At 38.3% G+C, this 26995-nt stretch carries 6 protein-coding genes; all 6 read left to right on the plus strand.

The window, feature by feature from the left end; translation table 11 throughout:
• Positions 1-513: 513 nt before the first annotated feature.
• Entirely contained in the window at positions 514-5478 is a 4965-nt protein-coding gene (locus tag BTR_RS00835; RefSeq protein WP_012230499.1) for a DEAD/DEAH box helicase, read from the plus strand.
• Positions 5479-7350: 1872 nt separating this feature from the next.
• Positions 7351-8010: an LbetaH domain-containing protein gene (locus BTR_RS00845; RefSeq protein ID WP_012230502.1), complete on the plus strand. Its 660-nt coding sequence runs from the start codon at positions 7351-7353 to the stop codon at positions 8008-8010.
• 82 nt (positions 8011-8092) lie between these two features.
• Positions 8093-8686 (plus strand): hypothetical protein, encoded by a 594-nt coding sequence (locus BTR_RS00850; protein ID WP_012230504.1) that lies wholly within the window; start codon positions 8093-8095, stop codon positions 8684-8686.
• A gap of 105 nt (positions 8687-8791) precedes the next feature.
• Positions 8792-9571, plus strand: a complete 780-nt coding sequence (locus tag BTR_RS00855) for a hypothetical protein (protein WP_012230506.1) — start codon at positions 8792-8794, stop codon at positions 9569-9571.
• Between the two features lie 1698 nt (positions 9572-11269).
• Positions 11270-26377, plus strand: a complete 15108-nt coding sequence (locus tag BTR_RS00860) for a Vomp family autotransporter (protein WP_012230508.1) — start codon at positions 11270-11272, stop codon at positions 26375-26377.
• Entirely contained in the window at positions 26374-26976 is a 603-nt protein-coding gene (locus BTR_RS00865) for an invasion associated locus B family protein (RefSeq protein ID WP_012230510.1), read from the plus strand. The genes BTR_RS00860 and BTR_RS00865 overlap by 4 nt, the downstream gene beginning before the upstream one ends.
• Positions 26977-26995 lie beyond the last annotated feature (19 nt).

A 26995-nucleotide genomic window follows, 5' to 3' on the forward strand; every position in this document is an offset into this window, starting at 1 on the left:
CACAACCTCTATGAGTTTTGAAGGGGTTTTGAGTTTTGAGGGTTGCTGCTATTATGTAAAAAAACGATAAAAAATAAAAACATTATATTTCAATGTGTTAATATTTTATAGACCTTAAAAAAACAACCTATATTGATAACACAACCTATAAATTCAACCAATAATATACGTTTTGAGGGGGTTTTGACGGTTTTTACACCTTCAAAACCTATAAGAAAAATTCGTAATAAAACTTATCAAAATACTCATTCTGATATCTTAAAGGACATAAGTGCATTTGTCTTGATTAACCCGTGAAACGAATAGCAAATTTTACTACTTTGCTGATCTTATTCCATGCCAAGGGCTGTGGATAAATAGCCTTTTAAAAACCCTTTTTGAAAAAAAATTATCCGTTTTTATGCATTTTTCTGCATTTTTTCTCAATTCGTTCAAAATGGATTTAATAAGCTTCATTTTGATTCTTTTGAAAAGAATTAACCCTCTCATACCAAAACGGAGCTCTGTTATAATATGCTGCAATCTCTTAAGTCTGATCATGAACATGTCACGCTACGCTCTCTGTTGGAATATTATCGTCAACAAGCTAAATCACCCCGTGAATTGGGAACGCTGTTTGAAAACCTTGTCATGGTTTATTTGAGTGAAGACCCGTTGCAAAAGCAAGAATACGAAAAGGTTCAAACTTATTTGGAATGGGCTAAGGAACATGATGAAGATGGGCGTGATATTGGGATTGATTTGGTGGCTACAATCCGTGATCAAGGAGGATATGCGGCTATTCAATGTAAATGCTATGATGCTTCTCACATCATTAAAAAAGAAGATATTGATAGCTTTATCGCTGCCTCAGGGAAAAAGATTTTTACGCGTCGTATTCTCGTTGATAGCACCGAAAGCAATTGGAGTGATAATGCTAACAACACTTGTGATGGTCAAGAAGTTCGTATTCAACAGATTAATCTGTTTGATTTAGAAAACAGTCAAATTGATTGGGGCGCTTATAAAGAACAAGGACAAGCCGTCCTTAAAGAGAAATCAAAGAAAAAGCTTTTAGATCATCAGATAGAAGCGCTTGAAAGAGTTTGTGAAGGTTTACAAGAAGCAGACCGTGGCAAGCTTATTATGGCATGTGGTACGGGTAAAACATTCACCAGTCTTAAGATAGCAGAAACCATAGCAGGTCAAGGCAAGCGTGTTTTGTTTTTAGTGCCCTCCCTTGCTTTGATGTCACAAACAATCCGTGAATGGACCCTTGATACAGAAATCCCCTTGCGTTCCTTTGCGGTGTGTTCGGATACACAAGTAGGCAAGCGTCGTAAAGGCAAACATGATGATGAATCTGGTCTTGATGCATCAGATCTTGTCTTGCCGGCGACCACGGATTCACAAGAGCTTGCGCGTAAAGCCAATAAGACCTCTCTTGATGTGATGACGGTGGTCTTTTCAACTTATCATTCCATTCAAGTGATTTCGGATGCACAAAAGGAATATGATTTACCCGAATTTGATTTAATCATTTGCGATGAAGCGCATAGAACAACTGGGGTTGTGTTAGGAACAGACAAGCATGAATCTGAATTTATCAAGGTTCATGATAACAGCATCATTCGGGGTAAAAAACGTCTGTATATGACAGCAACGCCTAAGATCTTTGCTGATAGTGCTAAAAAACAAGCCCATGAAATGAATGGCATTTTAGCGTCTATGGATGATGAAGCCCTCTATGGAAAAAATCTTTACACCTATACATTCTCAAAAGCCGTTAAGAATGAACTCTTAGTTCCTTATAAGATTATTATCTTAGGCGTTAATGAAGAGGAAGTGAGTGAATCCATTCAACATCTGATGACCGATGAGAATTATGAACTTACTCTTGATGATAAAACCAAGATCATAGGCTGTTATCAAGCTCTTAGCAAAATAGATCTGAAGGTTGATTTGAGTGATGACCCTAATCCTATGCGTCGGGCTTTGGCTTTTTGTAAAGATATCAAGACTTCTGAACGTATCCGTGACACATTCAATTCTCAAGAAATACAGAAAGAATTATATAATCTTCATAAGCTCTATAAAGAGACGCCGCCTCTTCAGTGTACCTTTGCTCATATTGATGGAACGCAAAGTGCCAAGAAACGCAATGAAGCTCTTGATTGGTTAAAGGAAGATGCGGGAGAGCATGTCTGCCGTGTGTTAACCAATGTAAGATGTCTTTCTGAGGGTGTTGATGTTCCTGCTCTTGATGCGATCATGTTTTTACACCCGCGCAAAAGCCAAGTGGATGTGATACAGGCGGTGGGGCGTATCATGCGCCGTGCCAAAGGCAAGAAAAGAGGCTATATCATTTTACCCGTTGGGGTGCCGGCTGGGATTTCTGCTGAAGAGGCTTTAAAATACAACAAGAGATACAGTGTTGTCTGGCAAGTGATCAATGCTTTGCTTGCTCATGATGAGAATTTCGAAATCACCCTTAACCAGATGATTTTAGGGCAAGACGTTAGTGATGTTTTGGAGATTAGCGCCTTAAAGAGCATGACAGCGGTTGAGGATAAAATCTATGTTTATGAGAAACCAGAAAGCGCGGGGCTTGAGATTGGAAAAGCAGCCTATGAACCACAAAAATACATTCATAGTGTTACAGGAAGATTACCCTTTTATAAAGAGTTTCCCAATGCCCTTAAAACCCTTTTGGCTAAGAAATTTACCCTTGCCGATTACTGGGGCATTTGGGCTGGCAATGTTGCTGAGATTGCACAAAACCATATCACCCATCTTCAAAACCTGCTTGCTGATGAAAACAGTGAAGCCTTTCACGCCTTTGATGCCTTTCATAAGGAATTAAAGAACAATTTAAACAGTGAAATAAAGCAAGAAGAAGCGCTTGAAATGTTAGGACAACATCTTGTGACACGTCCCGTGTTTGAAGCCTTGTTTGATGGCAATGAATTTGTGCAAAACAATGCCATTTCGCAAGCCATGGAAAAGATTTTAGCTGAGTTGGATAAAACCAATATCAAGCAAGTATCAAAAGAGTTACAAGAGTTTTATGACAGTGTGAAATTCCGTGCCTCTGGGATTACCTCCCCCCAAGCAAGACAAAACCTTATTATCAAGCTTTATGAAGATTTTTTTACCAAGGCATTTAAGAAAACCACCGATAGGCTTGGGATTGTTTATACCCCCGTTGAGGTTGTTGATTTTATCATTCATTCTGTTGATGATGTGTTGCGCAATGAATTTGGCAAAAGCCTTGGTTCACGGGGTGTCTCCATTCTCGACCCTTTCACGGGAACGGGTACCTTTATCACACGGCTTTTACAATCCAATCTCATCAAACCAGAGGATATGGAATATAAATTCCGTCATGATATCCATGCCAATGAAATTGTTTTGCTTGCCTATTACATAGCAGCGATTAACATTGAATCGACGTATCATAGTCTGATGAAAGGTGAATATATTCCCTTTAAGCATATTGGTTTAACCGATACGTTTCGGATGCTTGAAGAGAAGAACCTGCTACAGGAATTATTTAAAGAAAACAGTGAATATTTAGAGCATCAAAAGAAACTGGATATCAAAGTTATCTTTGGTAATCCTCCTTATTCTTTTGGACAAAAGAGTGCTAATGATAATAATCCGAATACCTCTTATTTTATATTAGATAATCGTATTCGTAAAAAATATATATCGAATTCAACAAAAATAATAAATCGAAATAAACTTTATGATAGCTATATACGAGCAATTTGCTGGGCAAGCGACCGCATAAAAGAGCGTGGTGTGATTGGTTTTGTCACGAACGCGGGGTTTATCAGTGGTCATGCTATGGATGGTTTACGCAAATGTCTCGTTGAGGAATTTAGCAGCCTTTATATTTTCCATTTACGTGGTAATCAACGAACCTCTGGAGAACTTTCTCGCAAAGAAGGTGGAAAAATTTTTGGTGAAGGCTCTCGAGCCCCTATTGCTATCTCTATTCTCGTAAAAAATCCAAATGCACAGCAGCATGGTAAGATATATTTTCGTGATATTGGAGATTATCTCAATAGAGAAGAAAAGCTCACGATAATTGAAAAATTTAGGAGCATTGATGGCATTACACGGAGCAAAGAAGGTTGGCAAATAATTACACCAGATAAGCATGGGGATTGGCTTAGTCAACGTGATGACAGTTTTAAAGCATTTTTAGCCATAGGTGATAAGAAAGGTAATGATAAAAAGCTATTTGAAAATTTTTCGTGTGGTATCGTAACGAGTCGTGATGCTTGGACATATAATGCAAGCCATAAAGCTTTAATACAAAATATGAGTGCTATGATCACTTTTTATAACAGTGAAGTAGAAAGTTTTAAAGATACCTGTCCTCATACTGACCGTAAAACACGTAATAAAACTGTAAACAATTTCATTAATATTGATGCTACAAAAATCAGTTGGAGTACTACTCTCAAACAAGAATTGGTAAGAAGCAAATTTTCCAAATTTGAGAATAATTGCCTTATTCAAAGCCTTTATCGCCCTTTTACACGACAGTGGCTCTATTATAATCGAACCTTTAATGAATCAGTTTTTCAAATGCCGCATATATTTCCTATGGGACAAGCAGTTGAAAATAAAGTAATACACGTTACCGGCATAGGGTCAATGAAAGACTTTTCTGTATTTATGAGTAAGACTGTGCCTGATTTTAAGGTAATAGAGAATGGTCAATGCTTTCCACGCTATATTTACGAAGACACTACGGTTTCAAAAAGTAAAAGTGAAAAACAATCCCATTTATTTACAGAAGAAAGTACAACGGCTGGTTTACAGAGGCGTGATGCCATTACTGATGAAGGTCTAGATCATTTTAAAGCGGCTTATCCTAATGAAAAAATCACTAAAGATGATCTATTCTATTATGTTTACGGTTTACTTCATTCAAAAGATTATCGCTCTCGTTATGCTAATAACCTTTCTAAAGAACTGCCTCGTATCCCTTGTGTAAAGAGTGCTGATGATTTTTGGAAGTTTGTGACAGCAGGGCGTGAACTGGGTCATTTGCACGTAAACTATGAAACTGTAGAGCCGTATCCAGTAACCTTTAAAAAAGGTAATCCAAAAGTTACAGAGATCTCTAATCCCGAAAAATTCTATTATGTGACTGAAATGAAATTCGCAAAAATTAAGAATAGTAAGGAAAAGGATAAATCAACAGTTATTTATAATAGCAATATTACCATAACAGATATCCCTCTTGAAGCTTATAAGTATATCGTCAATGGAAAACCCGCTCTTGAATGGGTTATGGGGCGTCAATGTGTAAAGACTGATAAAAAGAGTGGCATTGTTAATGATGCTAATCGCTATGCTGTTGAAACCGTTGGCAACCCTGCCTACCCTCTAGAATTGTTTCAAAGGGTTATTACGGTAAGTTTAGAGACAATCAAAATTGTTAAGAATTTACCAAAATTAGAAATTAGAGAAACTGAATAACTTATAAAGCATGCTCACATAATGGTTATGATAAACGCATAAGGGGTATAGAGCTTATAACCATAATCTATACCTCTTTTGTGAAGTTGATTAGATACAATCCTAATATGCGTTATTCTAAAAAGAAAAAACTTGCACTTTTAGATACTCTTATTTGGATTGCTTTAAGATTTTTAAGAAATCCCATCTTAAATAGAGTTAGATTTTTTTACATTGCCTTTAAGAGATTATACCGTAATCTAAAATGAGTGCTTTATTGTTCTCAAAAGCTTTGTTTAAAGAGAGTTATATATATTCATTTTACTTATAGGTTTTGTCGGTTCTTAAAACCCCCAAAACCCCTACAAAACCCCTTTTTATATATATTATAGATTGTATTTACGGATTGTATTTAATATAGGTTGTTTCTTTAAAACATTAACATATTGAAATATAATAACTTTTATTTCTAATTAAAAAAATAAAATAATACCTATAAAAAGCACCCCCAAAACTCATAACCTAATGATCTTGATAGCATCTCTTATGAGTTACAAGCTATCTTTTTAAAAGCTTTAAAGGGTCATATGCTTTTCATAAGACACGTGTTAATCACTCACTAAAATGATCACTTTTGTCGGTTCAATTTACTGACAGATAACTGACAAATATATATTATTGGTTGAATTTAGAGGTTGTGTTATCAATATGGGTTGTTTTTTTAAGGTCTATAAAATCTTAACATATTGAAATATAATGTTTTTACTTTTTATCGTTTTTTTTACATAATAGCAGCAACCCTCAAAACTCAAAACCCCGTCAAAACTCATAACTATAATGATCTTGATAGCATCTCTTATGAGTTACAAGCTATCTTTTGAAAAGCTTTAAAGGATCACATGATTTTCATAAAGCACGTTGTAATCATTCTCTAAAATCATAAGGTTATCATTCAAAAGAACTGATAAAAATTCATAAAAGGGATTTTGATAACGTAATCAGTTTTTAATTTCATACGCTTTTCATAAGACACGTGTTAATCACTCACTAAAAATATAATTTTATCTTTTAAAAAGAACTAATCAAAATAACAAAAGCCTATTAAAAGGGACTTTGCTAATCTCTATAATTATCAATCTCTCTTTAGATATTTTCATAACAGTCTATAAATCGTAATTATCCTATTTATCGTTTCTCTTATGAAAATGAAAAATGATGCCATGGCTATAAAGCATATAACAGCTATAAAGAATGCATAAAAACAGTAGCTTTGTTTGAATAAAGCAAAAATGCAAATGAATGCATTGGTTATAAGAGCGCGGTGCCTATTAAGATAGTTCAAATGATAAATGCGTTATAAACAAAATTCACAAAAAAATTAAAATTCATTTAGTGAAAAAAACTGATAGTTTATAAAGATAAAAATACGCATTATGAGAGCGTTTCTAAATATTATAAATGTATAGATTCAAAAAACAACGCAATCGTTTTATAAAGCCCATAATATAGCTTTAAAAGCACATAAATATAAAAGAAGCAATTCATAAGCACATGATATTATCAATACATAATGTATCTAAAAAAATACAAAAAATATCAAAAAAATAAAATATTAATTGACAATAAATACGTATTTTGTTATATAAATAATCAAGTGATGAAAAACACTTTAAACAGTAAGCGGATAGGTTACGAAACAATCTTTCCAAAGCTTTTAAAACTGACTATCTTTTATGCTTTAATTAGCATATATGATGATTTTGTCGGGTGTGGTCACACCATACAATACTCTTTATGAGAAAAGTGTGACGACGGACTTACTGCCGTGTTTTTCAACGCCCGGCTCCCTTATAGGGTTGTCAATGAAAAACGTATAATCAGTAAGGTTTAAATATGAAAAATATCTCAAAAAACACCCCCATTAATAAGAAAAAAACATCTAAAAAATATGAGTTTACTGGCGAAATGGATTTTGTGACTGGTCTCATATTATACCGTATACGTGCTTTAAGAGATTTTGGGGATGTCAAAGCGGGCGATCTTGGGGGGTATATTGAAAACGAAAGTAACTTATCTCACAAAGGCAATTGCTGGGTGTATGACAAAGCGCGCGTCTTTCAAAATGCAAGGGTTTCAGGCAATGCTAAAGTAAAAAGCTTTTTTGTTGACGTTTGTGGTAATGCAAGAATTTATGGTAATGCTATTTTTGAAGGCATGTTATTAAAGGACAATGCAAAGCTTTATGGCAATGCTCATGTTAGCAATGCCGTTGTAATTGAAGGTAATGCTAAAATTTATGATAACGCCCGCGTCACTAATCATGCTCATATTTGTGATGGCTCGCGTGTTTTTGATGATGCCGTGGTTTGTGGCGCTCTTATCTCTGGCGATTCTTATGTTCATAGCGCCGCCTCTTTAACTGCTGATGATCATATTTGGGATGAGGCATATCCAGAATTTGGGAGTGAAGATGATTATTACCGTCATGAATATTATGCTGATTGTGAGGGGTATTATGACGATGATAACGAATATGAAAATGATGCTGCGTAAATAACGCGCGGGCGCGGCGGGGGCGCCCCTCTTTAAACATCTCATTTTAAAATTTATCAAATATAAACTTAGGGAGTTACCTATGTCCACTATAACTGTATCTAAAAAATATGAATTGACTAATGAAAATCACACTTTTGAAGGGATTACTGTACACCGCATTCGTGCTTTAAGAGATTTTGATGATGTTAAGGCGGGGGCATTAGGTGGTTTTATTGAAAATGAAAGCAATCTCTCTCATGATGGCAATTGCTGGGTTTATGATGATGCTCTTGTGTTTAAAAATGGTCACGTTTATGAAAACGCAAGGGTTTTTGGCAAGGCTGTCGCTTGTGGTCATATCTATGGTCATGCCCGCGTTTATGAGAATGCTATCGCTGCTGGCTATATTTATGATAATGCGCATGTTTATGGCAATGCCGTTGTTTCTGATAATTCCCGTGTCTATGGCAATGCTCATGTGTATGGCAAGGCTATTATTTATGATAATGCCTATGTTTATGACAATGCTAGGGTTTATGAAAACGCGCGTATAGCAAATGACGTGCATATTTATGAAAATGCTCATATCCATGGCATTGCTGTTATTCGTGAAAATGTCGGCGGGTCTACTAAAATTAAAACCTATACTGAACGTCTCTCTCCTTATGGCGAGTTAGAAATTGTCTGGGTTTAATCAATAAAGCAGCGGCGGGCGCGGCGGGGGCGCCTGCTTTCAAAATAAATTTTCCATTTCAAATTTTATCAACTGTTTATCACATTAGATTGTGAGGGTACTCCTATGTGCAAAAAATACGAATTAACCAGCGAAATCAAAAAAATCAAACATGCTCTTACGCGAAATATCACAAGCCTTTATCGCATTCGGGCTTTAAGAGATTTTGATGATATAAAAGCGGGTGCTTTAGGCGGTTTTATCGAAAAGGAAGTCAACCTATCCCATGATGGCAATTGCTGGGTCTATGATGATGCTTGTATCTATGGTCATGCCCGTGTTTATGATGATGCAAAAATACGGCATTATTCGCAAGTCTGTGGTCTCGTTTATGGCAATGCTGAGGTCTATGGCAAGGCTTTTGTCTCTCAATATGCAAAGATTTATGATCAGGCTTGTGTTTATGGGAGTGCTCATGTGTATGGCAATGTGTATGGCAATGCTCATGTGAGTGGTGCTGCCCGCGTTCTTGCTGATGCTCATATTTATGACCATGCCCATGTTTCTTATGATGCTACGGTTTTTAGTTATGCACGCGTCTATGGTCATGCTAGGGTTTGTGGCTCTGCTTGTATTTATAGCCATGCGAAAATTTATAATTATGCTGTGATTAATGGTCGTGCAAAGATTTATGGCAAGGTCTATGGCAATGCGCGCGTGGGGGGCTCTTGTGAGGTTTATGGCTCTGTCTATGGCAATGCAAAAATCTTACATTGTGCAACAATCTGGGGGCGTGCTTATGGCAATGCAACAATCAATACAAAAAGCAAAGCAAAGTTGGTTCCCAAAAATTGTGAGGTTTATCAAAGCGATAATGTCGTTAAGATTATTGATAAAACAGAATAAAAATAGGCATGGGGTGCCTTCTTGATAGCTATAAACGTATCATAAAAGAGAGAATTCATAAAAGAAAGCCGTGCCAACTGATATGACGCGGCTTTCAAATGTCTACCCTTATGAATCATTCCAAATGGAGTAATGAATTCATATATACAAAACGTATTATATTGCAAGCGCTCTATTGAGATATGAAAACTTATCAAAAGGAATGTAAATGATGCGTATGATCTTTAATCACTCTTTTGAATGAGAAGCCTATAAACGCTTTTCGTTGCCATTAAATATATCAATCATAATGTCTTTAACTTAAAGAGATTCATTGAAAACAAAGCCCATGATCATGATGCTTCTTTAAAACATTTTAAAACACTAAGCTCAAAATTGAGTTGAGTGAATTTCAAATAACGCATTTTCTAAAATCAAAACATATTAAAACGTTTGGTAGCTTTATCAATTCAATCAAAAGAAAATGCCTATTAGACTAATATCTTTTTTAAAAACGTTCTTTTTACATTTACAAGCGTTAATTTTTCAAAACAAGCTCTCATAAGACAATAAACAACTGCTTTTATCAAATGGAAGGTTTTAAAAATTATTATAAACATCCGTTTCAAACGTTTAAACATTCATTTAGAAAGGCTTTCATAATAAGCGTATTTTAAACAAAGCTTCTTTGCAAATTAATCGCTCTATTTGGCTAGCAAAATTAAGTAAATCCTGTGCCTTATGATGTTACAACGGTTTTGAATTTTACTTGCTTATCTTTGTCTAAAATAGATGCCCTCAAATTTGAGGAGATCTCATTTGGTTTCATATTTTAAAACGATAACTTTTAAAACGTTTTTTATACCATGTCTAAGGTATATAGTATTCTACTTCTATGGCATTATGCGCCTCCATTTTTTTATGGAAGCGAATATAGTTCTGTTCTAAAAACTAGTCTGCAATCTATTCATTAAAAGGCTTTTCATTTCATAAGATATAAAAGACCTCTTTATCGTTTTCTAAACTTTTAGAAAGCGTTTAAAAGCGATCTTGTCCTTAATCCTTTTATGCAATCTTTATAAATTAAACCTATAAGCTTATGAATGCTTCAAACAGTTAATTTCTTTAATGCCATTTTAAAGGTTTTTCCCAATTTGGGGAAAAATTATATGATCTGTATTTTCTATAAATGCGTATCTTTTGATACAATTTACCTTATAACAGTTTCAAACGATTACCCTCTTATAGAATGATCTAATATTGCTATAACACTCTTTAGATTTTGCGCTCGCCAATTTTGGCGAACGTTAATTTGCAATTAACAATCCAATCTTTAAAATAAGAAGTAATCTTTAAAACGTATGTTATCGATAATTCCAAACGATTAAATTTTAAAACAATGTGATTTGTGCTGTGATAAAAACGTATCATAAAATTTATGAACTGTTATGAATGATATCGGCTTTTCATTTCATTTGAACGTTTACATGCGTTATAATATTTACATCATGATTTGCTTTTTATGATCTATTCATACATAGCAATCTTATATAAAAAATAGTCAAATGAATCACGTATAAAAGGATGGATTCCTAAGTGGATTCATATAAAATAATTACACTCAACATATTGACTTTATTGTGTTTTTATTTATAATGTGTATTCTTATTTGGTTATAAGGCGGAGGTCAATAATGCTACCTCTGTTGCTGTAGGTCATTTGGCGCTCGCTGAAGGCAAAAAAAGTATTGCAATAGGTGGTGAAGGTAGATGGGAAGATAACCCAATTCCGCCTGAGGGGCGTACCATAGCACAAGGTGAAGAATCGATTGCTATTGGACGTCGTGCTAAAGCGATTAATGATCAAACTCTAGCTATAGGTTCTCATGCACAGGTGACGGGGAATAGAAGTATTGCTTTAGGTTATGATGCGCTGTCCTCAAAAGAGAATAGTATTGCTATAGGTTACATGTCTCACGCTTTGGGGAAAAGCAGTGTCGCAATAGGTGGCGAATATAATGCAGGTAAGGAAAACGATTATACAACTGCTAAGAGTGATTATTCAACAGCTGTAGGTGCTGTTTCTAAAGCTTTAGAATATGGTTCGACTGCTCTTGGTCACCGTGCATATGCATTTGCTAAAAATGCTATTTCTATAGGTTTCTATTCAGAAGCAAATGGAGTTGGAAGTATTGCTTTAGGTTCCGATTCTAATGTAAAGGTTGATGGTGGTGTTGCTATCGGAAACAACTCTGTATCCAATAGGGCTGCTGGTGTTTTTGGTTATGCTCCTTCGTTAAAGGGTGAGGTTGCAACAAATGCTACAGCTCAGTGGAAAAGTACATCAGGTGCAGTGAGTGTTGGTGATTTTGGTCAGAACATAACGCGACAAATTATAGGTGTAGCAGCTGGTAGCGACGTGACTGATGCAGCAAATGTAGGGCAGTTAAAAGATTTAAAAACATTTGTGAAAGAAAATGGCTGGAAACTGTCTGTTGGCGGTAAAAATGGCAAGACTGTTCTTATGGACAGTGACGTAGATTTTTCCACTGGAAGTACAAACCTTAAGATTACCAAAGGCAATGAAGATAATAAAGTAAAGTTTGATCTTGCTCAAGACGTTACGTTAACAAGCTTAAAAGCAGGTACAAATACCTTAGATGCAACAGGCTTAATAATTACGGGTGGACCTAAGATAACAACCGGTGGCATTGATGCTGGGAATAAAAAGATCACAAGCATTAAAGATGGAACACTTTCAGCAGATTCACATGAAGCGGTAAGTGGTTCGCAGCTTTTTGCAGCAAATAATGAAATTGCTAATGTAAGAGACAGTATTCTTGTTAAGCAAGTAACAGAGATGTCTTTATCGCGCAGTCTTCGTGATAGTGGAGCCGGTTTGATCACCATTGGTAGAGGCACTGGTGGCAATGAAATCAGTATCTTGAACAAAGGGAATGCAGGGCGGAAACTTTCCGGTCTCTTGGGTGGAGATCTCAGTGCAAGTTCAGACGAAGCCGTCAATGGTGGTCAGCTAAATAGTACAGCTACCCACGTAGCGCGGTATTTGGGTGGTGGTATTGACTTTGGAAATGGTCAATGGAATGAAGCAAAATTCAAAGTTAAAACTTTGAACTCAGAGAACAATGAAGTTGAAGAAAAAACCTATGATAGTGTATCAGAAGCTTTAGAAGGTATAGGTCTTTCTTTTACAGAAATTGGTAACAAAATTAACAATGAAGTTAACAATATAGTCAATGACAGCCTAGTTAAGCAGGATGACACCACAAAGCAGATTACTATAGGTGGTGCGAATGAAGGCAGTACAATCAGTATAGCAAATAAAGATGGCGCCTCACGGACTATTTCTGGTGTTGCGGCTGGTACTGCGGATACTGATGCGGTGAATTTTTCACAACTGCAAAAAGTTGAAAAAGATGTAAAAGAACAAGTAGCAGCCAGTAGCTTTGTTAAACAGAATTCTGAAACGAGACACATCACGATAGGTAAAGAAACAGATGGTGATAAAATCGATGTTGCCAATAACAAAAACGAACAGCGTACGCTTACCGGTATAAAGGATGGGGCACTCTCAGCAGATTCACATGAAGCTGTAAGTGGTTCACAGCTTTTTACGACCAATCAAAATGTTACGACTGTAACAAGTGGTCTCAAAACAGCCTCTGAGAATATAGCCAAATATTTAGGTGGAGGAGCTAGTTATAAAGAAGGCGCATGGACCGCTCCCACTTTTAAAATAAAGTCAGTTAACACGGATGGTGAGGAAAAAGAAGCGACTTATTCTGATGTAGCAAGTGCTTTGAGTGGAGTTGGTAGTTCTATCACGAATGTTCAGAATAAGTTGACTGAACAGGTTAATAATGTGGTTAACAAAGTTGAAAGCGAAAGCTTTGTTCAACAAGATAAAACAACGCATAATCTCACTATTGGAGCGAAAGTAGCAGGCGGTGAAATCAACATTGCCAATAAGGACAAGGGCGACCGGACGCTATCTGGTTTGAAGGCAGCAACCAAGGATAATGAAGCAGTTAACAAAGGTCAGCTTGATACGAATATCAAGAAAGTAGAAGATAAATTAGCAGAAGCTGTCGGTAATGTTACACAACAAGTTCAAGGTGATGCTTTATTGTGGAGCGATACCGATAACGCATTTGTTGCTGATCATAAGAAGGATGGGGCGAAAACAAAGAGTAAGATTACCCATCTTTCGGATGGAAATATTGCTTCTGGCTCTACAGATGCCGTTACGGGTGGTCAACTTTATTCGATGAACGAGCAGCTTGCGACCTATTTTGGCGGTGAAGCAGGTTATAATGAAAAAGGAGAATGGAAAGCACCTACCTTTAAAGTCAAAACTGTTCAAGAAGATGGTAACTCTGAAGAGAAAGCGTATCAAAATGTAGCAGAAGCTTTGGCAGGAGTTGGTACATCTTTTACAAATGTTCAGAATAAAATTACCAATGAGATAACCAACCAAATTAATCATCTTCAATCAGAAGATTCAGCGGTTGTTCATTATGATAAAGATGATAAAAATGGCACCATTAATTATGCGAGTATCACTTTAGGTGGTAAAGATAAAACTCCTACGGCCCTCCATAATATTGCTGATGGTGCGATTTCTTCAGAATCTCATGATGCAATCAATGGTAAGCAGATTAACAAAATCGGTGAGGATATTGCAAAATTCCTCGGTGGTGAAGCATCATTTAAAAACGGTGTCCTTAAAAGTCCCACCTATAAATTATCTTACATTGCCAAAGATGGTGTTGTAACAGAAAGTTCTCTTGATGGTGTTGGAACAGCGCTTGCAGGACTTGATAGTAATATCAAGAATGTGAATGATCGTATTAAAGAAGTCTCAGAAGGGGTTGCACAGGATTCTTTAAATTGGAGTAATGCTGAGGGTGCTTTTGTCGCTCAGCATGAAAAAGAAGGTGAAAAAACAAATAGTAAAATTAAGTATCTTGCTGCTGGAGAGATTTCTGCTGCTTCCACAGAAGCAATTAATGGTTCACAGCTTTTCGAAACAAATAATAATGTTGCTACTTATTTTGGTGGTGGCGCTGGTTATGATGAAAAAGGCAACTGGAAAGCACCTACCTTTAAAGTTAAAACTGTTACAGATAATGGTGAAGCTGAAGAGCAAGAGTATAAGAATGTAGCGGAAGCTTTTGAAGGTGTTGGTACATCTATTACGAATGTTCAGAATAAAGTTACCAACGATATAACGAATAAATTCAACGATTTTACTCAAAATATAACGAATATTACACAACAAGTTCAAGGCGATGCTTTGTTGTGGAATGAGGATGAGGGGGCATTTGTTGCTGATCATGGTAAAGATGACAAAAAGGCAAATAGTAAGCTTACGCATCTTTTGGATGGCACGATTTCAAAAGACTCGACAGATGCTATTACGGGTAAACAACTCTATTCTTTGAGTGATAATGTTGCGAAATCCTTCGGTGATGGTGCCGGCTATGATGCGGAAGGCAACTGGAAAACGCCTACCTTTAAGGTTAAAACAGTTAAGGATAATGGTGAATCTGAAGAGCAAGAGTATAAGAATGTAGCAGCTGCTTTTGAAGGTGTAGGTGCATCTTTTACGAACATCAAAAAAGATATTACCAATCAGATTAATCATCTTCAGTCAGAAGATTCGGCTGTTGTTCATTATGATAAAAAGGACGAAGGTGAAACTGATTATGCGAGTATCACTTTAGGTGGTAAAGATAAGACCTCCACGGCTCTCCGCAATGTTGCAGATGGTAAGATTGCTAAGGACTCACATGATGCAATCACTGGCGGTCAGATTAATAAGATTGGTGAGGATATTACTAAGTATTTAGGTGGAGAATCGTCCTTTAAAGATGGAGCTCTTACAGGTCCCAGTTATAACTTATCTGATGTTTCTAAAGACGGTCAGATTACGGATAAGTCCTTTACTGATGTTGGCAAAGCCTTTGAAGGTCTTGATAGTAATATCAAGAATGTTAATGATCGTATTAAAGAAGTCTCAGAAGGGGTTGCACAGGATTCTTTATCATGGAGTAAGGGTGATGGTGCCTTTAGTGCGCAGCATGGATCAGGAGATACGAAAGCTAATAGTAAGATTAAATTTCTTTCTGCGGGTGATGTTTCTGCAAACTCGACAGAAGCTATTAATGGTTCCCAGGTTTATTCTTTGAGTGATCAATTTGCTAAGTATTTAGATGTTAACGCTGGTTATGATGCGAAAGGGGAATGGAAAGCCCCAAGCTTTACGGTTAATGCTGTTAAAGATGATGGTGTTACAATTGAAGAGAAGAAGTACGATACAGTAGCAGAAGCTTTGTCTGATGTTGGTAATTCATTCACGAATATTAAAAAAGATATTACGAATGTTGTCAGTGATAGTCTAGTAAAGTGGGATGAAGAGCAACAAGTAGTCAAGATTGGTGCAGAAAAACACGGTAATAAAATCACAATTTCTGATCAGGATAGTAAAGACAGAATCCTTTCAGGAGTTAAGGATGCAGAGCATAGTAATGAAGCGGTTAACAAAGGTCAGCTTGATGATAATGTAACTAAGCTTTCGGACGAAATTGCAGATGTGCGTTCTGTTGCAGTTTTCTACGATGAAGAAGCAGAGCCAAAAGGTGGCAATCCCCTTATCAGATCAGCGCGTAAAGTTAATAAGACGAGTGTAACGTTTGGAGATCCCCAAACGGGCACAGTTGCATTGCACAATGTTGGCAATGGTTCCATTTCTTCAGAATCACATGATGCGATCAATGGCTCTCAGCTTTTTGAGACCAATAAGAATGTTGCAACTTATTTAGGTGGAGGGGCTAAATATGAGAATGGCGCGTGGGTCGCACCAAGCTTTAAAGTTAAGACGGTTAATGAGGATGGTAGTAAGGTTGAAGAGACGAGCTATGATAATGTAGCGGCAGCTTTTGAAGGAGTTGGTAGTTCTTTCACGAATATTCATAAAGAACTTAAGAATGAGATTAGCCAAGTTGTAGGGAATAGTCTTGTTAAGCAGGACGATGCAGGTCTTATCACTATTGGTAAAGAAGTAGCAGGCAGTGAAATCAATGTCGCCAACAAAACTGGTGAAGAACGGACACTTTCTGGTGTTAAGGCGGCAACCAAGGATAATGAAGCGGTTAATAAGAAACAGCTTGAAGAACATTTGAAAGATCTGTCTAGCAGTCTTCAGTCAGATGAATCAGCAGTTGTCCATTATGATAAAACAGGAGATAAAACAGATTATACGAGTGTGACTTTGGGGAAAGGTAAGGATTCTGCTCCTGTAGGTCTTCATAATGTTGCAGATGGTCAGATTGCTGAGAGTTCTCATGATGCAATCAATGGCGGCCAGATTAATAAGATTGGTGAGGATATTGCTAAGTATTTAGGTGGAGAATCGTCCTTTAAAGATGGCACACTTACAGGTCCCAGTTATAAATTATCTGAAGTTACTAAAGACGGTCAGGTTACGGATAAGTCCTTTACTGATGTTGGCAAAGCCTTTGAAGGTCTTGATAGTAATATCAAGAATGTTAATGATCGTATTAAAGAAGTCTCAGAAGGGGTTGCACAGGATTCTTTATCATGGAGTAAGGGTGATGGTGCCTTTAGTGCGCAGCATGGATCAGGAGATACGAAAGCTAATAGTAAGATTAAATTTCTTTCTGCGGGTGATGTTTCTGCAAACTCGACAGAAGCTATTAATGGTTCCCAGGTTTATTCTTTGAGTGATCAATTTGCTAAGTATTTAGATGTTAACGCTGGTTATGATGCGAAAGGGGAATGGAAAGCCCCAAGCTTTACGGTTAATGCTGTTAAAGATGATGGTGTTACAATTGAAGAGAAGAAGTACGATACAGTAGCAGAAGCTTTGTCTGATGTTGGTAATTCATTCACGAATATTAAAAAAGATATTACGAATGTTGTCAGTGATAGTCTAGTAAAGTGGGATGAAGAGCAACAAGTAGTCAAGATTGGTGCAGAAAAACACGGTAATAAAATCACAATTTCTGATCAGGATAGTAAAGACAGAATCCTTTCAGGGGTTAAGGATGCAGAGCATAGTAATGAAGCGGTTAACAAAGGTCAGCTTGATGATAATGTAACTAAGCTTTCGGACGAAATTGCAGATGTGCGTTCTGTTGCAGTTTTCTACGATGAAGAAGCAGAGCCAAAAGGTGGCAATCCCCTTATCAGATCAGCGCGTAAAGTTAATAAGACGAGTGTAACGTTTGGAGATCCCAAAACGGGCACAGTTGCATTGCACAATGTTGGCAATGGTTCCATTTCTTCAGAATCACATGATGCGATCAATGGATCTCAGCTTTTTGAGACCAATAAGAATGTTGCAACTTATTTAGGTGGAGGGGCTAAATATGAGAATGGCGCGTGGGTCGCACCAAGCTTTAAAGTTAAGACGGTTAATGAGGATGGTAGTAAGGTTGAAGAGACGAGCTATGATAATGTAGCGGCAGCTTTTGAAGGAGTTGGTAGTTCTTTCACGAATATTCATAAAGAACTTAAGAATGAGATTAGCCAAGTTGTAGGGAATAGTCTTGTTAAGCAGGACGATGCAGGTCTTATCACTATTGGTAAAGAAGTAGCAGGCAGTGAAATCAATGTCGCCAACAAAACTGGTGAAGAACGGACACTTTCTGGTGTTAAGGCGGCAACCAAGGATAATGAAGCGGTTAATAAGAAACAGCTTGAAGAACATTTGAAAGATCTGTCTAGCAGTCTTCAGTCAGATGAATCAGCAGTTGTCCATTATGATAAAACAGGAGATAAAACAGATTATACGAGTGTGACTTTGGGGAAAGGTAAGGATTCTGCTCCTGTAGGTCTTCATAATGTTGCAGATGGTCAGATTGCTGAGAGTTCTCATGATGCAATCAATGGCGGCCAGATTAATAAGATTGGTGAGGATATTGCTAAGTATTTAGGTGGAGAATCGTCCTTTAAAGATGGCACACTTACAGGTCCCAGTTATAAATTATCTGAAGTTACTAAAGACGGTCAGGTTACGGATAAGTCCTTTACTGATGTTGGCAAAGCCTTTGAAGGTCTTGATAGTAATATCAAGAATGTTAATGATCGTATTAAAGAAGTCTCAGAAGGGGTTGCACAGGATTCTTTATCATGGAGCAAGAGTGATGGAGCTTTTGTTGCCTTGCATGGGGAAAAAGAAGGAGAGAAGGTAAACAGCAAGATCACGTCTCTTGCTGCTGGTTCTATAGCTTCAGGTTCGAGTGATGCGGTTACAGGGGGGCAGCTTTATACCTTGAATCAGACGTTAGCGACTTATTTAGGTGGTGGAGCAGGCTATAATGAGGAAGGCAAATGGAATGGACCGACCTTTAAAGTAAAAAGCTACAACGAAGATGGTGAGGAAGTTGAAGAAGAACGTGGCAGTGTTTCTGAGGCATTTGATCTGGTAAACCAATCTTTCACGGATCTTCACAAGGAAGTTAACAGCAAGATTAACCAAGTTTTAGGAGATAGTCTTGTTAAACAAGATGAAACATCCAAACTTATCAACATTGGTAAAGAAGTAGAAGGTAGTGAAATCAATATAGCCAATAAAACTGGAGCTTATCGTACTCTTTCTGGTTTAAAGAAAGCAGAGAAGGGCGATGAAGCGGTTAATAAAACGCAGCTTGATGAGGAAACAGAGGCTCGTACTGCAGCTATTAATAAAGTTAATTCTACAGCAGTTTTTTACGATATAATAGAAGATGAAGATAGCGGCGATTCCCGTCAGAGATCGCCAGGTTTAAGCAAGAGGAGTGTTACATTTGGAGATGCAGATGCGGTTGCACTGCGGAATGTAGCAGCGGGTAAGATTGAAAAAGATTCTACGGAAGCTGTAACGGGTGGACAGGTTCATACACTCACTCATGATGTATCGAAGATTTTAGGTGGAGGAGTTGGGTTTGAAAATGGTCAGTTGAGCAAAGATAAATTCACAGTTCAAGCTTTCAACTCCGAGAAAAATGCTGTTGAAGGAACAAGCTATGATAGTGTAGCAGATGCATTTGAAGGAGTTGGTAAATCTTTCACGAATGTTGTTACTAGTTTTAATAAAAAAGTAGATAACATTACGGAATCTGTTCAAGGTGATGCTTTGTTGTGGGATGATAAAGCAAAAGCGTTTGTAGCGTTGCATGGAAAAGGTGATGCACGAGCCAATAGCAAGATCACGTCTCTTGCCGCAGGAGATATTACTTCTGGTTCAACGGATGCAGTTAATGGTTCCCAGCTCCATAGTCTAGGAGAAGAAGTTTCAAAGTCTTTAGGAGGAGAAGCTAGCTATAAAGATGGCGCATGGTCAGCGCCAAACTTTAAGATTAAAATTGTCAAAGAAGATGGACAGGAAGAAGACAAGAGTTATCCTGATGTAGCGGCAGCCTTTGCTGGTGTAGGTAGTTCTTTCACGAATATTCATAAAGAACTTAAGAATGAGATTAGCCAAGTTGTTAGTGATAGTCTTGTAAAGCAGGATAAAGAGAGCAAGGTTATTAAGATAGGCGCTGAAAAAGGTGGAACAAGCATTAACATTGCCAATAGTGGAGATGCTGCACGGGCTCTTTCTGGTGTAAAAGCAGGATCACTCACAAAAGAATCGACGGATGCGATTAATGGTTCTCAGCTTTATAGCTTGAATCAGACGCTTGCGAGCTATTTTGGTGGTGGCGCTAAATATGAGAATGGCGCGTGGGTTGCACCAAGCTTTAAAGTTAAGACAGTCAATGAGGATGGTAGTAAGGTTGAAGAGAAGAGCTATGATGATGTAGCGGCAGCCTTTGCTGGTGTAGGTAGTTCTTTCAGTAATCTTCATAATGAGCTTAAGCATGAGATTAGCCAAGTTGTAGGAGACAGTCTTGTAAAGCAGGATGAGAAGACGCATGTTATTGCGGTTGGAGGAGAAAAGAGCGGAACGAAAGTTACATTAGCAAATGTTGATAATGCCGCTCGGACCCTTTTAGGAGTTAAATCAGGCGAGCTTTCAGAGACATCGACAGAAGCTGTGAACGGTTCTCAACTTTTTGCGACCAATGAGCATGTCAGCAGTGTCTCTAAAGATTTGGAAATAGCAGCTACGGATATAGCTAAGACTTTAGGTGGAGGTGCAGAATATAAGGAAGGTAAATGGGTATCACCAAGCTTTAAGGTAAAAACCATCAATGAGGATGGTGAAGCTGGAGAAGAGGCTTATGCGAGTGTATCGGCAGCTTTTGAAGGAGTAGGTAGTTCTTTCACGAATATTAAGAATGAGCTTAAGAATGAGATTAGCCAAGTAGTGAGTGATAATCTTGTTAAGTTTGATGAGAAGAGCAGGGTTATCAAGATAGGCTCAGAGAAAGATGGCTCATCAATCACGTTAGGCAATAGTGAAGGTATGGCACGTAGTTTATCAGGAGTTAAATCAGGGGTTGTTTCGGAAGAATCGACGGATGCGATTAATGGATCTCAGCTTTATACTTTGAATCAGACGCTTGCGACGTATTTTGGTGGTGGTGCTAAATATGAGAATGGGACTTGGATCGCTCCAAAGTTTGTAGTTAAGACCGTTAATAAAGAAGGTGATGCTGTTGAAGAGACGAGCTATGATAATGTATCGGCAGCCTTTGCTGGTGTAGGTACGTCTTTTGAGAATCTCCAAAAGAAGGTTACTGAAAGCAACACGCAGGTTACTGAAAACATTAAGCAGAACGCGTTGTTGTGGAGTGATAGTGACAAAGCGTTTGTAGCGCAGCATGGAGAGAAAGAAGGAGCAAAGACCAATAGTAAGATTAAGTATCTTTCCAATGGTGAGATTAGTTCTAGCTCAAGCGATGCAGTAGCAGGTAATCAGCTTCATGCTCTGGGTGAAGAAGTTTCAAGGACCTTAGGAGGTGAAGCCAAGTATGAGAACGGCACTTGGACTTCTCCAAAGTTTACAGTTAAAACGGTGAATAAAGAAAGTAATGCTGTTGAAGAGACGAGCTATGATGATGTCGTTGCAGCCTTTGCTGGTGTAGGTACGTCTTTTGAGAATCTCCAAAAGAAGGTTACTGAAAGCAACACGCAGGTTACTGAAAATATTAAGCAGAATGCATTGTTGTGGAGTGATAGTGACAAAGCGTTTGTAGCGCAGCATGGCGAGGGAGATGCGAAAACGAATAGCAAGATTAAGCATCTTTCCAATGGTGAGATTAGTGCTAGCTCAAGCGATGCAGTAGCAGGTAATCAGCTTCATGCTCTGGGTGAAGAAGTTTCAAAGACCTTAGGAGGTAACGCCAAGTATGAGAATGGCACTTGGACTTCTCCAAAGTTTACAGTTAAAACGGTGAGGAAAGAAAGTGATGCTGTTGAAGAGACGAGCTATGATGATGTAGCGGCAGCCTTTGCTGGTGTAGGTACGTCTTTTGAGAATCTTCAAAAGAAGGTTACTGAAAGTAATACGCAGGTTACTGAAAACATTAAGCAGAATGCATTGTTGTGGAGTGATAGTGACAAAGCGTTTGTAGCGCAGCATGGCGAGGGAGATGCGAAAACGAATAGCAAGATTACGCATCTTTCGGATGGTAAGATTGCTTCTGGCTCGAGCGATGCGGTTACAGGTGGCCAACTTTATTCGATGAACGAGCAGCTTGCGTCTTATTTAGGTGGAGGATCTGGCTATGATGAGAAAGGCAAATGGACTGCGCCAAACTTTAAGGTTAAAACTGTCAAAGAAGATGGTAAGGAAGAAGATAAGAGTTATGGGAATGTAGCGGCAGCTTTTGAAGGAGTAGGTAGTTCTTTCACGAATATTAAGAATGATCTTAGTAACCAGATTAATAATGCGATTACCAATGTTAAAGGGGAGAGCCTTGTTAAGTGGGATGAGGAGACACAGCATATTAATATTGGTGGAGAAAAAGATGATGCTACAATCAATATTGCCGATAAGAATAAGAATAATCGTATCCTTTCTGGTGTGAAGGCAGCTGAGAATGATAATGAAGCGGTCAACAAAGGTCAGCTTGATCAAGGGATAGAAGATGTACGTTCAGTAGCGGTTCTTTATGATGAAGAAGTAGAGCCAAAAGGTGTCAATCCCCTTATCAGAACAGCGCGTAAAGTTAATAAAAACAGTGTGACTTTTGGAGATCCCAAAACGGGCACAGTTGCTTTGCACAATGTTGGCAATGGTATCGTTTCCTCTGATTCACATGATGCGATCAACGGTTCGCAACTTTTTGAGACCAATAAGACTGTTGCGTCTTATTTAGGTGGCGGTGCTCAGTATGAGGAAGGCAAATGGACAGGTCCGACCTTTAAGGTAAAAACCTTCAAAGAAGATGGTAAGGAAGTTGAAGAAGAACGCGGCAGTGTTTCCGATGCCTTTGATCTTGTAAATCAATCCTTCACGGACCTTCATAATGAAGTTAACAGCAAGATTAACCAAGTAGTGAGTGATAATCTTGTTAAGTTTGATGAGAAGACAAATCTGATCAGGGTTGGCGGTGAAAAAGACGGCGCTAGCATCAGTATTGCGGATAAGGGAAGCAAAGATAGAAGGCTATCTGGTTTGAAGGCAGCTGAGAATGATAATGAGGCAGTTAATAAAGGTCAGCTTGATGAGAGTTTGAATGATCTTTCCAACAAACTTCAGTCTGAAGATTCGGCTGTTGTTCTTTACGATAAAACAGAAGGAGAAAATAGCACGACGAATTATGCGAGTGTGACTTTTGGCAAAGGTAAGGATCGTTCTCCAGTTGGATTGCATAATGTTGCGGATGGTAAGATTGGTGAGGGTTCACATGATGCAATTAATGGTTCTCAGCTTTACACCTTGGGTAATGGTTTAGCTCATTCTTTAGGAGGTGAAGCCAAGTATGAGAATGGGACTTGGATCGCTCCAAAGTTTGTAGTTAAGACCGTTAATAAAGAAGGTGATGCTGTTGAAGAGGCGAGCTATGATGATGTAGCGGCAGCCTTTGCGGGAGTAGGTACGTCTTTTGAGAATCTCCAAAAGAAGGTTACTGAAAGCAACACGCAGGTTACTGAAAACATTAAGCAGAATGCATTGTTGTGGAGTGATAGTGACAAAGCGTTTGTAGCGCAGCATGGCGAGGGAGATGCGAAAACGAATAGCAAGATTAAGCATCTTGCCGATGGTAACATTACTTCTGGTTCAACGGATGCGATTAATGGTTCTCAACTTTTTGAGACAAATGATAAGGTTGCCACTTATTTAGGTGGAGGAGCTAGCTATAAAGATGGCGCCTGGACCGATCCAAGCTTTAAAGTTAAGATAGTCAATGAGGATGGTAGTAAGGTTGAAGAGAAGAGCTATGATGATGTAGCGGCAGCCTTTGCTGGTGTAGGTAGTTCTTTCACGAATATTCATAAAGAACTTAAGAATGAGATTAACCAAGTTGTTAGTGATAGTCTTGTAAAGCAGGATAAAGAGAGCAAGGTTATTAAGATAGGCGCTGAAAAAGGTGGAACAAGCATTAACATTGCCAATAGTGGAGATGCTGCACGGGCTCTTTCTGGTGTAAAAGCAGGATCACTCACAGAAGAATCGACGGATGCGATTAATGGTTCTCAGCTTTATAGCTTGAATCAGACGCTTGCGAGCTATTTTGGTGGTGGCGCTAAATATGAGAATGGCGCGTGGGTTGCACCAAGCTTTAAAGTTAAGACAGTCAATGAGGATGGTAGTAAGGTTGAAGAGAAGAGCTATGATGATGTGGCAAAAGCCTTTGCAAGTGTAGGTAACTCTTTCAGTAATCTTCATCAAGAGCTTAAGAATGAGATTAGCCAAGTTGTAGGAGACAGTCTTGTAAAGCAGGATGAGAAGACGCATGTTATTGCGGTTGGAGGAGAAAAGAGCGGAACGAAAGTTACGTTAGCAAATGTTGATAATGCCGCTCGGGCCCTTTTAGGAGTTAAATCAGGCGAGCTTTCAGAGACATCGACAGAAGCTGTGAATGGTTCTCAACTTTTTGCGACCAATGAGCATGTCAGCAGTGTCTCTAAAGATTTGGAAATAGCAGCTACGGATATAGCGAAGACTTTAGGTGGAGGTGCAGAATATAAGGAAGGTAAATGGGTATCACCAAGCTTTAAGGTAAAAACCATCAATGAGGATGGTGAAGCTGGAGAAGAGGCTTATGGGAGTGTATCGGCAGCTTTTGAAGGAGTAGGTAGTTCTTTCACGAATATTAAGAATGAGCTTAAGAATGAGATTAGCCAAGTAGTGAGTGATAATCTTGTTAAGTTTGATGAGAAGAGCAGGGTTATCAAGATAGGCTCAGAGAAAGATGGATCATCAATCACGTTAGCCAATAGTGAAGGTATGGCACGTAGTCTATCAGGAGTTAAATCAGGGGTTGTTTCGGAAGAATCGACGGATGCGATTAATGGATCTCAGCTTTATACTTTGAATCAGACGCTTGCGACGTATTTTGGTGGTGGTGCTAAATATGAGAATGGTACGTGGGTTGCACCAAGCTTTAAAGTTAAGACAGTCAATGAGGATGGTAGTAAGGTTGAAGAGACGAGCTATGATAATGTATCGGAAGCCTTTGCGGGAGTAGGTACGTCTTTTGAGAATCTTCATCAAGAGCTTAAGAATGAGATTAACCAAGTTGCGGGGGATAGCCTTGTTAAGCAGGATGAAAAGACGCATGTTATTAGTGTAGGAGGAGAAAAGAGTGGTACTGAAGTTACGCTTGCCAATATTGATGGTGCAGCACGTACGCTTTCCGGGGTCAAGGCAGGTTTGCTCTCAGAAGGTTCAATGGAAGCCATTAATGGATCACAGCTTTATTCGATGAGCAATGCGTTAGCGTCATATTTTGGAGGTGGAGCTAAATATGAAAATGGCGAATGGAAAGTTCCAGCGTTTAAGGTAACAGGTTTCAAGAGTGATGGTAGTTCTGATGATGAAAAGAGCTATAATGATGTAGCGAGTGCGTTTGAAGGAATTAATGGAAGCATGTCTACGATCAATAATCGCATAAGTGATGTTGAAAAGACAGTTACGTCGAATGGTTTAAATTGGAATGATGAAGTTGGCGCCTATGATGGGAAGCATAATGGATCTTCGAGTAAGATTAGCAATGTCGCGGATGGTCTTATAGAAGAAGGCTCACAAGATGTTGTTAATGGTGGTCAGCTTTGGCAGACGAATGATAGGGTTAGCAAGGTTGAAAGTAAGGTAGATAGTATTGACCAGCAAGTAAAAGATATTGCGACTTCAACGGATGGAGCAGTTAAGTATGATAAAGATGAAGCAGGTCATAAGACGAATAAAGTTACGTTAGTTGGAGGCGATGAGAGTGATCCAGTATTGATAGACAATGTAGCGGATGGTAAGATTGAAAGTGGTTCGAAAGAAGCAATAAATGGCGGTCAGTTGCATGATTATACGGATCAACAGATGAAGATAGTCCTTGATGATGCGAAGAAATATACGGATGAGCATCTGAAGGATATGGTCAACAATGGTGTTGATGAGGCGAAATCTTACACAGATATCAAGTTTGAGACGTTAAATTATGCCATTGAGGATGTCCGCAAGGAGGCAAGACAAGCGGCTGCTATTGGCTTGGCTGTGTCTAATTTACGTTACTATGATATACCAGGATCTGTGAGTATCTCATTTGGTAGTGGTTTATGGCGTAGCCAATCAGCCTTTGCTGTTGGAGCTGGTTATACATCTGAAGATGGAAATATTCGCTCGAATGTGTCTATTACAAGTGCTGGAGGCCATTGGGGCATAGGCGCTGGGATTACTTTGAGGTTGAGATGATAATAGAAAAAATGATTATTATTATGAAAAAGAGAAGTATGTTAGTGAAGATTCTGTTTGCTCTTGCCTTAATAGGCAAGGGTGAAAGCTTTGCTAATGAAAATAATGGCATTTATACAGTTCATCCACCGCACTTATCGATACCTAGGGGAGAACCAGGTGAAACACGCCGAATTATTATGCAGTTTTATGACTGGACTTTGATTTGTGATGAAAAACAAAAGCTTAAGCTTAAGCAAGGTATATGTAATGTGACACAGACTGTTCATGATCAGGAAGGAAATACCATTTTTAGTTGGTCTCTTGTTTCTACGACAAATGGTCAAGCAGTGATGCTGTTTCGAACATTGCCAAATTCTGATATAAGTGTTCCGATTCAAATGTTTGTGAAAGGTGTAAAAAAGCCTGTTCTTATTCGTTATACGCAGTGTAATGAAACGGTTTGTTTGGCACAATCACCTGTAGGGCCGGTTTTTACTGAACAAATAGAACAGGACAATAAAGTACGTATTTCCTATAAGCTTAAAGATGGAAAGATATTTTCTTTTACTGTGCCATTTAAAGGGTTAAACGCAGCACTTAATTCTTTGCGCCCTTAGGAATTCGTCGAGATTTTTT

Origin of the sequence: Bartonella tribocorum CIP 105476, assembly GCF_000196435.1 — a bacterium.
In the GTDB taxonomy this organism is placed as follows: domain Bacteria; phylum Pseudomonadota; class Alphaproteobacteria; order Rhizobiales; family Rhizobiaceae; genus Bartonella; species Bartonella tribocorum.

Coding starts and splice junctions, on each gene's coding strand:
- BTR_RS00855 (WP_012230506.1), top strand. CDS start 8,792: ATGTGCAAAAAATACGAATTAACCAGCGAAATCAAAAAAATCAAACAT.
- BTR_RS00850 (WP_012230504.1), top strand. CDS start 8,093: ATGTCCACTATAACTGTATCTAAAAAATATGAATTGACTAATGAAAAT.
- BTR_RS00865 (WP_012230510.1), top strand. CDS start 26,374: ATGATAATAGAAAAAATGATTATTATTATGAAAAAGAGAAGTATGTTA.
- BTR_RS00845 (WP_012230502.1), top strand. CDS start 7,351: ATGAAAAATATCTCAAAAAACACCCCCATTAATAAGAAAAAAACATCT.
- BTR_RS00835 (WP_012230499.1), top strand. CDS start 514: ATGCTGCAATCTCTTAAGTCTGATCATGAACATGTCACGCTACGCTCT.